We start from the raw sequence: 15,345 nt of genomic DNA, 5'->3' as shown, positions 1-15,345 counted from the left end.
CACTCAATAAGGCACTCTTTGTTAAATATTCATATAGGGTAGTCAGCTTATGAGCATCTTTTCGCACCTGTTGCCAAGCAGAAATAAGGTGTTAAAACTTTAGCTGAGGTACAGAACCGTAATGCCGAGCTGATAAATGTATTATGTACCATTATATTGGAAATGAAAATTTAAGGTATTACAAAACGTCTTTTTTATTTGGGTTGTCTAGCAATTTTGAGTTTTAAAGCATTTATTTATTATTCCTGCGAAGCGCGCCGAGAAATTGCATCGAATTGTTGACAAAATTTGTCATCAAAGCACAATCTTTTGTAGTCGAGCTTTGTAAAGTTAATGTGCACTCTGAAGGAACAAGAATAGTGATGAAATCAGGTCGTTACATAGGGGTTATGTCAGGAACTAGCCTAGATGGTGTTGATGTCGTTCTTGCTGCAATTAGTGACAAATTTGTCGCAGAGCAATCCAGTTTGAGTGTTGCATTTCCTATTGAATTAAAAAAAAGAATTTTAGATATATGCCAAGGACAAGTAACAACGCTATCAGAGGTTGGTAAAATTGATAGAGAGCTAGGCTCTATATATGCAGATGCAATAAACCAGCTTCTTACTCAAACAGGGCTAACATCCGAAGATATCATTGCCATTGGTTGCCATGGTCAAACTGTTTGGCATGAGCCTGATGGCGAGCAACCTTTTACTATGCAGTTAGGTGATAATAACCGTATTGCGGCTTTAACGGGGATCACAACGGTAGGTGATTTCCGGCGAAGAGATATGGCTTATGGGGGGCAGGGGGCACCTTTAGTTCCTGCATTTCATTTAGCTGTTTTAGGGCATTCTACAGAAAAACGAATTGTACTAAATATTGGTGGAATAGCTAATGTAACAGCTTTGTTACCTGGTGCTTATGTCAAAGGTTATGACACTGGACCTGGCAATATGTTAATGGATACCTGGAGTTGGCGTATTAAGCAAAAGGCATTCGATAAAGATGGTGAATGGGCCAGTCGTGGTCAAGTTGACCATGCATTACTAAAAGCGATGCTAAGTGACCCATACTTTAGGCGTTCATCACCGAAAAGTACGGGGCGAGAGTATTTCAACACACAATGGTTAGAACAGCATTTGGCTCATTTTCCTTCAATTTCAGTTGATGATGTGCAAGCAACGTTGTGCGAATTGACAGCAGTCTCTATTGCAGAGCAAGTGTTACTATGTGGCGGTTGTGAGCGTTTGATAGTCTGCGGTGGCGGAGCAAAAAATACCTTTTTAATGCAGCGGATGGCAGCCTTACTTCCTGGGATTGAAGTGGCGCCAAGTGATAAATTTGGTTTGAGTGGGGATGATATGGAAGCTTTGGCATTTGCATGGTTAGCTGCTAGAACCATTTCTGGGCTTTCAGGGAATTTGGCTTCTGTAACTGGTGCAAGCCAAGAAACTGTGCTTGGGGCGATATACCCTAAAAATAGCAATAAAAAATAATTGTGGTTAAGGATGCAAAAATGAACGAACTAGGTGAGATTGACCTCGCAGCAGTACGTCGAGAATACACAAAAGGTGGGTTAAGACGCCATGATTTAACACCAAACCCATTGACCCTTTTCGAACTATGGATGAAACAGGCATGCGAAGCTCGTTTGAGTGACCCAACAGCCATGTGTGTTGCTACGGTGGATGAAACCGGGCAACCCTACCAGCGTATCGTACTATTAAAACATTTTGATGATAAAGGCCTTGTATTTTATACTAATTTAGGTAGCCGAAAAGCACAGCATTTAGAAAAAAACAATAAAATTAGCCTGCATTTTCCATGGTATCCATTAGAGCGCCAAGTCAATTTCATAGGCGTTGCCGAACGTTTAAACCCTATTGAAGTAATTAAATATTTTCATAGTAGGCCAAAAGATAGCCAAATTGCAGCATGGGCATCAGCGCAATCTTCTAAAATCTCAGCACGTGGTATTTTAGAAGGAAAATTTTTAGAGCTAAAACAAAAAGTTAAGAATGGTGACGTCCCACTACCTAGTTTTTGGGGGGGGTATCGAGTGGTATTTGATAGTGTTGAATTTTGGCAAGGTGGTGCTCACCGTTTGCATGACCGTTTTTTATACCAGCGAGAAGAGAATGGCTGGAAAATTGACAGATTAGCCCCTTAGGATCATGTTTTTTAGCTGGCACTTAATTGATATGCGCTTTATGCTATAGCTTCATTTAAGAAAATTGACAAATTACACTGGTGAGTTTTTGACAAACCTCTCAAACTTACTGGTCATTTAAACCAAAATAGATAGACAAAATACAACTGATGGAGTCATTGATGTCTAGCAATAACCTGATTAAACAATTGCAAGAGCGGGGCCTCGTTGCCCAGGTAACGGATGAGGATGCGTTAGCAGAGAGACTGGCGCAGGGCCCTATCTCTCTCTATTGTGGCTTCGATCCTACCGCTGATAGCTTGCATTTGGGACATCTGGTTCCTTTGCTGTGTTTAAAACGATTCCAACTAGCCGGGCACAAGCCTGTGGCGTTGGTCGGTGGCGCAACGGGCCTTATTGGAGATCCGAGCTTTAAAGCTACTGAACGTAAATTAAACACCACAGAAACCGTTCAAGAGTGGGTAGAGAAAATTCGTAACCAAGTTTCACCATTTCTAAGTTTTGATTGCGGTGATAACAGTGCACGCCTTGCTAACAACTATGATTGGTTTGGCAAAATGGATGTACTGACTTTCTTGCGTGATATTGGTAAGCACTTTTCTGTTAACCAAATGATTAACCGTGAGTCTGTTAAGCAACGCTTAAATCGTGATGACGTTGGTATCTCTTTTACTGAGTTTGCTTATAACCTTTTACAAGGTTATGACTTTGCAAATTTGAATAAAGAGATGGGTGTGGAACTGCAAATTGGTGGTTCTGACCAATGGGGAAACATCACTTCTGGTATCGATTTAACTCGCCGTCTACACCAAAACCAAGTATTTGGCATGACGGTACCTCTGATTACCAAAGCAGACGGCACTAAATTCGGTAAAACTGAGGGTGGTGCAGTTTGGTTAGACTCCAAGAAAACTAGCCAATATAAATTTTACCAGTTCTGGATCAACACTGCAGATGCCGATGTTTATCGCTTCTTAAAATTCTTCACATTCATGGAAATAGATGAAATTAATGCACTGGAAGAAGAAGATAAAAACAGCGGAAAAGCGCCTCGGGCTCAATATGTACTGGCAGAATTAGTCACTAAACTGGTACATGGTGAAGAAGGGCTTGCTGCTGCAAAACGTATTACTGAAAGCTTATTCTCTGGTGCAGTATCTGATTTAACTGAAGCTGATTTTGAACAATTAGCTCAAGATGGTATTCCTTGTATTACCTTAGAAGCAGGTGCTGATTTACAGCAAGCTTTAGTAGATTCAGAGTTAACGCCTTCTCGTGGGCAAGCAAGAACGGCAATTAGTTCTAACGCGGTATCTATTAATGGCCAGAAACAAACAGAACCAATGTATGTCTTCTCTGATGCAGACCGCCTGTTTGGGCGTTATACATTGATCCGTCGCGGTAAGAAAAACGACTGTTTAATTAATTGGAAATAGCTCTGACTAACCTTTGTAATATCAGCCTGGGATCTTCCGGGCTGTACTCGTCATAATTCAAACTGTATTGGTGTTGACTGCGCTAGGCTCTCTGAATTGCATACTGATGTATGTCCTCGGCTTATTTTCTTATGTCACCTATATATGACTTGGATTATTTGGAGTGTATTCATATTTGCAATGGGTAATCACTGATTTCTCTTCATTCGATATAACAATTTTTTGGGTTCTTAATGAAAAGCGTATTATCAATTCAATCCCATGTTGTTTTCGGCCATGCAGGAAACAGTGCTGCTGCATTTCCTATGTGCCGAATGGGCGTAGATGTGTGGCCACTCAATACCGTACAATTTTCGAATCATACACAGTACTCACAATGGACTGGAAGTGTCTTTCCAGCGCAGCACTTAACCGATATCGTTGATGGTTTAGCTAAAATCCATAAATTAGAAATTTGTGATGCTATATTAAGTGGCTATATTGGGTCAGCAGAGCAAGGGAATGATATTCTTGCTATCGTGCAAAGAGTAAAAGCAGCAAACCCCCAAGCCCTGTATTTTTGTGATCCAGTCATGGGGCATCCTGAGAAGGGTTGTATTGTTGCTCCTGGGGTTGCTGAATTCCTTTGTGAGCGTGCACTGGCTGCTAGTGATGTTATTGCACCAAACTTACTAGAACTAGAAACCTTAACGGGTAGAACTATTAAAAATGTCGAAGAGGTCACGCAAGCTGCACGTGAATTATGCCACAAAGGCCCTAAAATAGTGCTTGTTAAGCATTTAAGTCGTGCGGGATATCGTGCTGATCGTTTTGAGATGATTTTGGTTACTGCGGAACATAGCTGGCATGTTAGTCGTCCATTAGTTGATTTTGGTGAAAAACAACCTGTTGGTGTTGGTGATTTGACCAGTGGTTTAATGTTGGTTAACTTATTGAAAGGTGAGCCTTTAGATAAGGGATTAGAGCATGTCGCAGCTGCGGTATATGAAGTGATGATAAAAACCAAAGAAATGGAAGAATACGAATTACAACTCGTTGCTGCTCAAGACAAAATGGTTAACCCAAAACATAATTTCTGTGCAACACAATTAGATTAAATTGATTTGTATTATCAAAAATAGCGCTCTATCGAAAGAGCGCTATTCTACAGATTAGATTAGGCCTTCCGCTTTTAATGCGTCTTGAACATTAGGGCGTTTAGCGATTTTAGCACTGTAATCTTGCAGGTGGGCCAAGCTAGTCAGATCAAGCCCAACGTGTTTTGCCCAATTACTAACCGTAAATAAATAGGCATCAGCGACACTAAAAGTATCTCCAGCAAAGAAAGCTTGTTTAGCGAGCACGCTATCAACATACTCAAACTTATTAAACAATACCTTACGGACAGTATCTTTATACTCTTCTGGTGTCCCTGGAGTGAATAAAGGTGAGAACGTTTTATGTAGCTCTGTTGAAATAAAATTCAAGGCTTCTAGTTGATGATAACGCTTCATCGAACCTGGAAGTGCTATCAGGTTACGATCCGGTTTTTGATCCGCAATATATTGAACAATAACAGCACCTTCAGTGAGTTGTTCGCCATTATCTAGCACTAAGGTTGGTACCTGTCCTTTTGGGTTTATTGCTAAAAAGTCTTCACCTTTCTCAGTCTTTTTTTCTTTTATATTCACTCGCTCAATACTGAAATCTAAACCAGTTTCACGCAGAATGATGTGGGGAGAAAGTGAGCAAGCACCGGGAGCGTAATATAATTTCATCATAAAACTCCTAAATTGTTGGATTGGCATTCATATAGCAAATAAACACATATCATTTAAGTATATCATTACTTTTTGTTAACGAATTGCCATCAGGTGCGAGTTAAAAAATAAAACTTAAAATCGGATGGCAAGTATCGTTAATATTAATAGGTAGTGTAAACCCAGCGCTTAAAACTATAAAAAATAAAAATGCATAAATCTAAGATAGTTACCTTATGTAGGGGATAACTATTTTGTTAAACTCCTCACCTTGTCTTATGAAAGAAAACAAACTAAGTAATAAAAAATTAGGTGAGCGAATAAATGACCAGTTTGTGTCAAAAATTGAATGTGTTAGGGAAATTAGACCAAATTTTAATGGCACATCAACCGAATAATAGCCATGGCATTAAACGTTTTCTATTAGAGTTTTGGTTTTTCGGTTTAATTAATGCTCGTTCTTGTTTATTCGCTGGTTTTTTCTTTCTGGCGCTATTTTTGGTACCAGCTAAAGGGCTAATTGGCATCCCTCGCTATGACTTGTTATTGATTTTTGCAGTTGCCTTTCAAGCCTTGTTAGTGTGGTCAAAACTGGAAACCTGGGATGAGTTAAAGGCTATTTGTGTTTTCCATTTAGTCGGTTTTATGATGGAGTTGTTTAAAACGTCAGCAACGATTGGATCATGGCAATATCCAGATGAAGCTTACACTAAGCTTTGGGGAGTTCCTTTATTTACTGGCTTTATGTATGCCGCTGTAGGGAGCTATATCATTCAATCTTGGCGATTTTTTAAAGTAAGAATTGAACACTATCCACCCTATTGGATGGCAACATTAGTTGCATTAGCTATTTATATTAATTTTTTTAGCCATCATTATATTGATGATTATCGCTGGTATTTAGCTGCATTTATTATGGGGTTGTATGCCCGTAGTGTGGTTTTTTATACTCCGCTAGATAAAGAACGAAAAATGCCATTATTGCTCGCATTTATGCTAATTGGCTTTTTTATTTGGTTGGCTGAGAATTTTGGGACATTTTTTGGTGTTTGGCAATATCCAAACCAGATTGGAGCTTGGTCAATGGTACATGCAGGCAAATGGGGAGCATGGTCACTATTGGTGATTGTCACATTTACGATAGTCGTTCACCTTAAACATATTAAGGCTAATGTCACGATATCACGCTAAATAACGAGTTTAGTTCATTGTCTGTGAGTAAAATTCCTCACAGACAATGGAAAAGCCATTATAAGTCTTGTCGCCAAGCATCTATTGACAGAGGCTCACCAAAGTGGCTTTCAATTAGTCGTCGGGTAACGTCATGAAGAGGGGCGGCTAAAACTTCTGCTGTATTACCACGTTCGACAACTTCACCTTTATCCATCACAAGCATTTTATCGCTGACGTGTTTCATCATCCCTAAGTGCTGGGTAACATAGATAAATGCAATATCTTGTTTTGCTTGCAAATCTAACATTAAGTTGATGATCTGTGAGCGCATGGACATGTCTAACGAAGCTAGCGCTTCATCAGCAATGATAATTTCGGGTTGTAGAATAAGTGCTCTTGCCAGTGCAATACGTTGTTTTTGCCCCGATGCTAACATATGTGGGTAATATTCAGCGTGGTCAGCAAGTAACCCGACTTGGCGAAGCGTTTGAATAATGCGCCTTTCACGTTCTATGCCAGTTAAGTCAGTGTTTAATTTTAAAGGGAGTTCAAGCGTTTGACCAATACGCTGCCTTGGATTTAGGGACGTACTTGGATCTTGGAAAATCATGCGAATACGCTGGCAACGGTAGCTATAATCGCCAAAATTAAGTGGTTGTCCGTGTATAAAAATATCGCCGCTGGTGGGTTCTACAACGCCGGATAACATTCGCGCAAGAGTTGATTTTCCTGAGCCATTGGCACCAATAATGGCTAATGTTTGGCCTGCCTGTAAGTTAAAGCTAACAGGCTTAACAGCTTGCAATTCGTGCCGATGAAATAGGCCCTCACGAAAACGGAAAGTTTTAGTGAGATTACGGACTTCAAGTAAGGTTTCCATTTAAGATTGTTCCTCGGTGTTTAGCGGATAATGGCAAGCAACGAGGTGGCCTTTAATATTGCGCAGTTGAGGCGCATTGATGCAAGTACGTTGTGCATAAGGGCAACGGGGGCCAAGACGGCAACCAATAGGTAAATGTTCAAGAGAAGGAATTGCACCAGGTAACGTATTTAACCGCCCTTTGTGGGGAAGAGGGCTTTCAAAATCTGGGATTGAACGGATTAACGCTTGGGTATAAGGGTGGCGTGGCCGCTGTAGGATATCTTCTGGTGTTGCGCTCTCAACCGTTTGCCCACAATAGAGTACGTTGATGCGGTCAACAAGTTTTGACATCATTTCCATATCATGGCTAATGAGCAAAATTCCCATATTATTGTTTTGGTTTAATTTATCTAGTAAACGGAAAATTTGCGCCTGAGTGGTAGATTCCATCGCATTGGTGGGTTCATCGGCGATTAATAACCGTGGTTGGTTAGCTATCGCAATCGCTATCATGACTTTTTGACATTCACCATCGGTGAGTTCATAAGGGTAACTGCGCATGATATCTTTATGATCTTTTATCCCCACACGGTGTAACAGTTCTATTGCACGGCGTTTACGCCAATTAAAACGTTGCCACCAGCGGCCTTTATATGTCCATCCAGGAATCGATTGGATAAGCTGTTTGCCTATATCAGCGGCTGGGTCGAGACAAGATTGTGGCTCTTGAAATATCATGGAGATATTATGGCCAATTAACTTGCGACGTTTACGTGGGCTGAGTTTTAGTAAGTCAATGTCTTGAAAGCGAAAACGGTCGGCTTTCACACGAATGTTGTCTTTCGTTACGCCACAGATAGCTTTTGCAATAAGGCTTTTTCCAGAACCTGATTCGCCGACTAAACCTCGGATTTCCCCTTCAGATAATGTCATTGATACGCGATCAACAGCTTTGACTGGGCCATTGGCAGTCATAAATTCGATAGTTAAATTGCGGATGTCTAGTAGTGGCATTATTCAACTCCCGCATTGATGGCACGGTGTAGCCCATCACCTAAAAGGTTAACAAAAAGCACGCTTATCATGATAGCGACACCGGGTAAGATAACCGTCCAGGGAGCAACGTAGATAAGCTCTAAAGTATCTCCTAGCATGGCACCCCATTCAGAAGATGGAAGTTGTGCACCTAAATCAAGAAAACCTAAAGCGGCAATATCTAAAATGGCAATTGAAAGTGCCCGAGTTAGTTCAGTGACGAGAATAGGGGTGATGTTTGGCAGTACGGTATACCATAAAATAAAAATGTTTGAAGCGCCATCTAGGCGTGCGGCAACGATGTATTCTTTATCTAATTCATCATGTACAGCAACATAGATGGTTCTTACCATTCGCGGAATTAATGCAAGGCAAATAGCGAGCATCGCATTTTCTAAACTAGCGCCCATAAAAGCGACGACAATAATAGCGAGTAATAAGGATGGGATTGACAGCAAGGTATCGAGTATATGGTTAAAAATTGCAGATTTTAACCCGCGAGTCATTCCCGCTAGGCAGCCGAGAACTAATCCAATTAGTGTTGCAATCAGTGTGACTAAAATAGCCGCACCAAACGTTGATTTAGTGCCAATTAATAGCCGACTCAGAATATCACGACCAAGGTCGTCAGTTCCAAAGAAGAAGGCAACATCACCATAATGTGACCAAGACGGTGGTGTTAATTGGTAACCTAAAAATTGTTGGTCTAGTGCATAAGGTGCTAGATAAGAGCCAACAAAGCATAAAATTAATAAAACTAACACACCAAAAAATCCCACCATAGAAACCACATCTGATGAGAAGATATTCCATACCACTCGTGTTGGGGATGGCATTTTTTGTTCACGATAAAAATTATCTGAGGACATACCAATCCTTATGTTTTAATGGGTCCATCATGGCGCCTAAAATATCAGACAACACATTTACAGTAATCACTAGTGCGCCAATTAGCATCACGCCAGCGGATATTGCGGAGTAATCTTCTTGGCGGATAGCAGTAACTAACCAACGGCCAAGCCCTGGCCAGTTAAAAACGAGTTCAGTTACCATGGTCAGTGTCAGCATAGTAGAAAACTGTAGCCCAAGCTTAGGAATAATGGGGGGGATAGCATTATGAAAAATATGGCGGCGGATGATTTTAATTCGTGACAACCCTCGAATAGCGGCTGCTTTGATATAATTTTCACTGGCGACTTCTTCGGTGCTATTACGTACCAACCGAATAACCTCGGTTGTTGGTGCGAGCGCTAAAGTCAGAACCGGTAACACCATGTGTTCAAGTACATTGATGATCATATCTTTACGATAGGGTGAATCCGAAAGCCATGCATCTACCAAGGCAAAGCCAGTTACTGTTTTTAAATTGTATAATAGGTCAATTCGACCCGATACAGGTAGCCACCCTAAATGTAATGAGAAAAAGAGGGTTAAAACGAGTGCGAGTACAAATACAGGGACAGAAAATCCTAATAAAGCAAAAACACTGATAGCAATATCCGCTGGTTTATTACGCCAAAAAGCAGCGATAATCCCAAGTGGAATACCTGTCGTTAAAGCAAAAATAAACGCTAAAATGCATAACTCCATGGTGGCAGGGAATGTGTCTCTTAATTGTTCGGTGATGGGTTCCCCGTTAATACTTGAAACGCCAAAATCAAAATGAAGTAAGCCTTCAAAATAAAAAATATAGGCATCGATAAGTGATGCGCCACTCAGTGGTGCATTAGGCGTAAAATAGCTTAAGCTAAAGCTGACTAGTGATAAGAAGAATACCGTGACTAATAAAAGTAAAAAACGACGCAGTGAATAAATTATCATGGTTGCTGCCTCTGTTTTTTCGGAGAAACTTTTTCAGCCTGCTCCATTTCCCGATACACACCGGCAAATGAGGTATTACCAAACGCACTGATCATTAGCCCTTTTATATCATAGCGATAGGCCTGCAAACGTAAAGAGTAGGCGAGGGGTAAGACAGGTAAATCTTCCCCTAAAATTTGCTGTGCCTGATGGTAATAATCTATACGTGCGGCTAATTGCTGTGTCAATAGTGCCTTATGTAATATTTCATCAAAAGCGGGGTTACACCAATGGCTTAAATTGGTTTGGGAACCAATTGCCGCACAGCTTAGTAGCGGGCGGAAAAAACTGTCAGGGTCATTACTGTCAGTTGTCCAACCTGCTAATGTCATATCATGGGTTCTATCCATTAATTGGTTTTCTTGGAAGCGGCCTTCAACAGAACGGATATTCATAACAATACCAACCTGCGCCAAGTCTGCTTGGATGAGCTCAGCCATTTTTAGTGGACTAGGGTTATATGATTGCGAAGCGATCGGCACCCATAAATCCAATTTTAGATTTTCTAATCCCATCTCTTTGAGCATTTGTTTGGAAAGCTCGGGGTTATAGTCAGTGATCTTTGCTTGATTATCATAAGCCCATGAGGCTCTAGGTAAAATAGATGCAGCTGTTTCTGCTGTACCGTAATAAATTGATTGCATTAGACGTTCATTATTAATTGCATACGCAATTGCTTGACGTACTTTTAGTTTATCTAATGGTGATTTACTGGTATTAAATGCGAGGTAGGCAATATTCATCCCAGAACGCATAGAAATCCGCAAACGAGGGTCATCTCGTAATACTTTTAATTGGCTTGCTGCAGGGTAGGCTAAAACATCACATTCCCCGGTGAGTAATTTCGAAATGCGACCAGTTCCTCCGGCTCCCATATCAACAATCACTTCTTCCATACGCGGCAAGCCCTTCCAGTAATTGTCATTTCTGAGGAGTCTAACGAATTGCCCTGCTTGGTAGTCATCTAAATGAAATGGCCCCGTACCCACAGGTCGCCAATCAATCAGCTCTTGGCGATTGATACTTGAAAGGTAATCGGCGTACTCGGATGAAAGGACAGGAGCATAGTGTGTTGCTAGATGCCATAAAAAAGACGCATCAGGTGAATTCAAACGGAACTCCACCGTATGGTTATTAATTTTACGTATGCTTTGGACACTATTGGCAAATTGTAAACTATCGAAATAAGGGTAACGTCCCCCATTGATATAATGATAAGGATGGTTGACTTCAAACATGCGAGAAAAACTGAACACAACATCATCAGCATTCATATTACGCGTTGGTGTATACCAAGCTGTGTTTTGAAACTTTACATCTTTACGCAGGTATAAACGGTAGGTTGCGCCGTTATCGAGAACTTCCCAGCTAGCAGCCAGTTCTGGAACCAAACGATAGGTAAATGGATCAACATCTAATAGGCGATCATAAATTTGAGCACCGAGAGGGTCGACAATTAACCCGCTACTGACTAGTTGTGGATTAAATGTCGTTACGACCCCATTTACACAGTAAATAAAACCTTTTTGGCGTATATCTGCAGGAACCTCGTTAGCCACAATATCGGTAAAGCGCTCTTGGTTATTAAGCGCTTGTGCAGACACAGAAATGAGAAATAAAAACCAAAGAGTTAATAGGCGCATACCACTGACATCGTTAACTAGAATTGACCTATTGTAGCCTAAAAATGGGGGGACAGGGTATAAGCAAAATTTAGCCTAAAAAAGCATGAAAATTAAGCTAAAAAGGAAGTTATTAATATAATGCTTAACTTAAATTATTAAATTAATCATTGAAGTATGTCTTAATGAGAAAATATCTCATTAAAAAGCTTTACAAATAGCACTGATAACGATTATCATTCGTTTTGTCACTTAAGCCAAGTGCTTATGTAGACAAGGCATGACATTGCTCACATTGCTTCCAGTGTTTTATTTAATAGCCAGCTTGGGTGCTGGCTTTTTTTTTGTATCAACAAACTGGTTTAGCATCATTTCTCGTTATTACTCTAAACCCACATAGTGTAGGTCTTCATCGGTCACTTTACCTTGGAGGGTACACAAGAAACGAACCACTCCTCTTTGTTCATCCTTTTCAATAATCAGCATTTTTTCAGCTGCATTTGGATCCAAGTTATAGTCTTGCGTTGCGTATTCGTTAAACACCCATTGGCCTTGCAAATTGTGGCGGATCATGGGTGAGTAGATATAAGTATTTCTCACCTTTAGAATAGCAATTCTTGATGAAGTATAACGGATAACCTCTTCAAAGCTTTGAGTGGTTTCAAATCCCCAAAAATAGTATTGGCCACGTAAGCCTAAATAGGTGAAGTCATCATATTTATCGAAATTACTATGACTAACAAAAAAACGATTAAAAGTCACAATTCCGGTAGGTGAAAATTGAGATTAACAGAAACTTGTTCACCATCAACTAATTTCATGTTTTTCAATGCATTAGATGCATCATTTAAAGCGGGATACTCTTTCATTTTCTCGAAAAAAGTCGCATCACAGTAAGAGAATGTTCTCATTAATGATTCTGCGCTGACTGTAGGAGATAAGCCGAGAAGAAAAAAGGTCATAGCAAGTATACTTATATTCTTCATAATAGGCTCCTCATATAATAAATATCATATTAATAGAGATATCATATAAATATATTTCGCACAGTAGTTAAATATGACAAGGTGTAAAAATGATTTAATTGGTTGACATTAACATGATTAAAATAAACATAGTTATGATTATATAATTAACTAAATGTGCTAAAATAAATCATTATTTATGCATGCTAATTAGTATAAGTTACTAGATATAATTATTTTTATTTAAATTATGTATGTTTTTGGAAAAGGTGATATTGTTTTACTTGTTGTTTTTGCTTATAAATTTATTTGTCTTGAATATTTTTGTTTTGATTTTTCCTATTCAAAATATGTTTTCTTTAGTGAGATGAATAAATGATTTTTGAAACCAAAATATAAAATTGGAAATGTTTAGTAATAAGTAATAACCCAAATTCTTTAATCCTGAATTTTTGATGTTTAAGTATAATACAGTAGTTCAAACAATAAATTCAAATTATTTGAACTACGTATTATTAATTCTCAATGTTTATTTGATGTTTTTTTATTAAGCCTCGTAGTTGGTCATAACTTAATGATAACCGTTGTGCGGCTTTACGTTGATTAAAATGACTATCCGTTAGTGCTTGTTCTAATAGCGCTTTTTCGGATTGTTGTTGCCATTGACGTAAATCACATGGTAATGAAGGCAAAATTGTATTCTGTTGTTGGGTATGTGGCATGGGGAGTGAACTTGGTGATTCATGTAGCTCAGCAAGTTTTTCGCCAAATGGGTCAAAAATAATATTATCAACGGGGTCAGCACAGTTTCCATGGCGGTATATTGAGCGCTCAATAACATTTTTTAATTCGCGTACATTACCTGGCCATGGGTAGTGTTGCAGAGCTTGTTGGGCATGTAATGTAAAACCTGTAAAGTGTGAACGTTTTAATTCACCACACATTAGAATGGCAAAATGTTCTGCTAACAATAAGATATCAGGCTGCCGTTCACGCAGTGGGGGGAGGCGAATAACATCAAAAGCCAGCCTATCTAAGAGGTCAGCTCGAAAACGGCCCTGTTTGGCAAGTTCAGGTAAATTGGCATTTGTGGCACAGATTAAACGAACATCGACGTGTAATGCTTGGCTTCCGCCAACTCGTTCAAGTTCACCATATTCAATGACTCGCAGCAATTTTTCTTGAACTGACATCGGTGCGGTAGCGAGCTCGTCAAGAAAAAGAGAGCCTTTGTCTGCTCGTTCAAAACGCCCTTGATGGCGTTTTTGGGCACCTGTAAAAGAACCGGCTTCATGTCCAAATAATTCAGAATCCAGTAAATTCTCATTGAGTCCACTGCAATTGAGAGAGATAAAAGATTCTTGCCAGCGTGGAGAGAGGTAATGAAGTCTATCTGCAATAAGTTCTTTACCCGTACCGCGTTCGCCGATAACCAAAACAGGTTTATTGAGCTGAGCAAGTTCAGAAGCTTGTTCGAGTACATCGAGAAAATTACTTGAAACGCCAAGAATAGGTTCATTAGTTTCTTTCATGGTTTTTTTTACCAATAGTTGGTTGGAAATACCGATATTTTAACTATAAACTAAAATGAATTTTAGAGAAAGTTTATAATTATTTTATTTAAAATCATTATGATATGAATTTTTGTTTAAAGTTGGCACGTGAGTTGCAATATGTGAATTGCAATAGCTAAATACAACATGCTATTTGTTGTTTGACTAACGGAGCGTCAGGTATGGGTTGGAAGCCAAATCAGGTCGAGGCGCTACAGAATGATTAAATCCATCAAGGGGATATAAATAATGGGTATTTTTTCACGTTTTGCCGATATCATTAATGCAAACATCGCTTCTTTGTTAGACAAAGCAGAAGATCCGCAAAAAATGATCCGTCTGATGATTCAAGAAATGGAAGACATGCTAGTTGAAATCCGTTCTACATCAGCACGCACTTTAGCTGAAAAGAAAGGCTTAGAGCGCCGTATTGAAATGGGCGAAAAACAAGTTGCTGATTGGCAAGAAAAAGCAGAATTAGCACTGGTGAAAGATAAAGAAGATTTAGCGCGTGCAGCACTGATTGAAAAGCAAAAAGTGAGTGCAATGGTCGATACCTTAAAACACGAGCTGATTATTGTTGATGAAACCTTGACCCGTTTAAAAGGTGAAATCACTGAATTAGAAAACAAACTGCAAGAAACGCGTGCGAAACAGCAATCAATGGTTGTTCGTATGGAAGCAGCACAATCTAGTCGTAATGTTCGTCGCCAACTGGATAGTGGCAAACTGGATGAAGCAATGGCTCGTTTTGAACAGTTTGAGCGCCGTATAGACCATATGGAAGGTGAAGCTCAAAGTTATGGTATTGGTAAACAAAAATCACTGGATCAACAGTTTGCAGAGTTAAAAGCAGACGATGAAATAAGCGCGCAATTAGCGGCGCTTAAAGCTAAAATCAATAAAGATCAGTAACAGTTATTTTGATGCACTGGTACGTTAGCA

15 protein-coding genes are annotated in these 15,345 nt (G+C 39.6%); 6 read left to right on the top strand and 9 right to left on the bottom strand.

Translation table 11 applies throughout. The features are described 5' to 3' along the window. The first annotated feature begins 362 nt into the window (after window positions 1-362). From anmK to pdxY, 4 genes are all read left to right on the top strand, one after another. Window positions 363-1,481, top strand: a complete 1,119-nt coding sequence (gene anmK, locus PSE72_RS03115; RefSeq protein ID WP_198641331.1) for an anhydro-N-acetylmuramic acid kinase — start codon at window positions 363-365, stop codon at window positions 1,479-1,481. A 20-nt stretch (window positions 1,482-1,501) separates the two neighbouring features. Further along, complete coding sequence (pdxH, locus tag PSE72_RS03110; protein WP_272690885.1) at window positions 1,502-2,155, top strand: pyridoxamine 5'-phosphate oxidase; 654 nt, start codon at window positions 1,502-1,504, stop codon at window positions 2,153-2,155. Between the two features lie 161 nt (window positions 2,156-2,316). Further along, a complete protein-coding gene (tyrS, locus tag PSE72_RS03105) occupies window positions 2,317-3,591 on the top strand; it encodes a tyrosine--tRNA ligase (RefSeq protein WP_109911271.1) in 1,275 nt (424 codons plus the stop codon). A 233-nt stretch (window positions 3,592-3,824) separates the two neighbouring features. After that, on the top strand, window positions 3,825-4,688 hold the full coding sequence (pdxY, locus tag PSE72_RS03100; RefSeq protein WP_272690884.1) for a pyridoxal kinase PdxY: 864 nt from the start codon (window positions 3,825-3,827) through the stop codon (window positions 4,686-4,688). Between the two features lie 54 nt (window positions 4,689-4,742). On the opposite strand, the gene gstA is transcribed toward pdxY, so the two are convergent. Beyond that, the gene (gstA, locus tag PSE72_RS03095; RefSeq protein WP_198641330.1) at window positions 4,743-5,348 is read right to left on the bottom strand and encodes a glutathione transferase GstA; all 606 of its coding nucleotides are present in this window, start codon (window positions 5,346-5,348) and stop codon (window positions 4,743-4,745) included. A 306-nt stretch (window positions 5,349-5,654) separates the two neighbouring features. Here gstA and PSE72_RS03090 point away from each other — a divergent pair, with 306 nt between their 5' ends. After that, the gene (locus tag PSE72_RS03090; RefSeq protein WP_042851575.1) at window positions 5,655-6,521 is read left to right on the top strand and encodes a DUF817 domain-containing protein; all 867 of its coding nucleotides are present in this window, start codon (window positions 5,655-5,657) and stop codon (window positions 6,519-6,521) included. A 58-nt stretch (window positions 6,522-6,579) separates the two neighbouring features. Here PSE72_RS03090 and sapF read toward each other — a convergent pair whose 3' ends face one another. The 8 genes from sapF to pspF form a co-directional block, all read right to left on the bottom strand. Continuing rightward, complete coding sequence (sapF, locus tag PSE72_RS03085) at window positions 6,580-7,383, bottom strand: putrescine export ABC transporter ATP-binding protein SapF (protein ID WP_004910462.1); 804 nt, start codon at window positions 7,381-7,383, stop codon at window positions 6,580-6,582. After that, window positions 7,384-8,379, bottom strand: coding sequence for a putrescine export ABC transporter ATP-binding protein SapD (gene sapD / locus PSE72_RS03080; RefSeq protein WP_004910464.1), 996 nt, complete (start codon window positions 8,377-8,379; stop codon window positions 7,384-7,386). Further along, window positions 8,379-9,269: a putrescine export ABC transporter permease SapC gene (gene sapC, locus PSE72_RS03075; RefSeq protein WP_115167366.1), complete on the bottom strand. Its 891-nt coding sequence runs from the start codon at window positions 9,267-9,269 to the stop codon at window positions 8,379-8,381. The genes sapD and sapC overlap by 1 nt, the downstream gene beginning before the upstream one ends. Further along, entirely contained in the window at window positions 9,256-10,221 is a 966-nt protein-coding gene (sapB, locus tag PSE72_RS03070) for a putrescine export ABC transporter permease SapB (protein WP_115167365.1), read from the bottom strand. The genes sapC and sapB overlap by 14 nt, the downstream gene beginning before the upstream one ends. Next, complete coding sequence (gene sapA / locus PSE72_RS03065) at window positions 10,218-11,903, bottom strand: ABC transporter substrate-binding protein SapA (protein WP_217007735.1); 1,686 nt, start codon at window positions 11,901-11,903, stop codon at window positions 10,218-10,220. Before sapA ends, sapB begins: the two co-directional genes overlap by 4 nt. 360 nt (window positions 11,904-12,263) lie before the next feature. Further along, entirely contained in the window at window positions 12,264-12,644 is a 381-nt protein-coding gene (locus PSE72_RS03060; protein ID WP_115167364.1) for a hypothetical protein, read from the bottom strand. Further along, a complete protein-coding gene (locus PSE72_RS03055) occupies window positions 12,641-12,868 on the bottom strand; it encodes a hypothetical protein (RefSeq protein WP_115167363.1) in 228 nt (75 codons plus the stop codon). The genes PSE72_RS03060 and PSE72_RS03055 overlap by 4 nt, the downstream gene beginning before the upstream one ends. Window positions 12,869-13,362: 494 nt before the next feature. Next, on the bottom strand, window positions 13,363-14,379 hold the full coding sequence (pspF, locus tag PSE72_RS03050) for a phage shock protein operon transcriptional activator (RefSeq protein ID WP_115167362.1): 1,017 nt from the start codon (window positions 14,377-14,379) through the stop codon (window positions 13,363-13,365). A gap of 270 nt (window positions 14,380-14,649) precedes the next feature. On the opposite strand from pspF, the gene pspA reads away from it, so the two are divergent. Next, window positions 14,650-15,315, top strand: a complete 666-nt coding sequence (gene pspA / locus PSE72_RS03045) for a phage shock protein PspA (protein WP_004263893.1) — start codon at window positions 14,650-14,652, stop codon at window positions 15,313-15,315. Window positions 15,316-15,345 lie beyond the last annotated feature (30 nt).

It is taken from the genome of Providencia sp. PROV116, assembly GCF_028482485.1.
GTDB lineage: Bacteria > Pseudomonadota > Gammaproteobacteria > Enterobacterales > Enterobacteriaceae > Providencia > Providencia rettgeri.
This window is presented reverse-complemented; position numbering and strand designations above follow the sequence as displayed.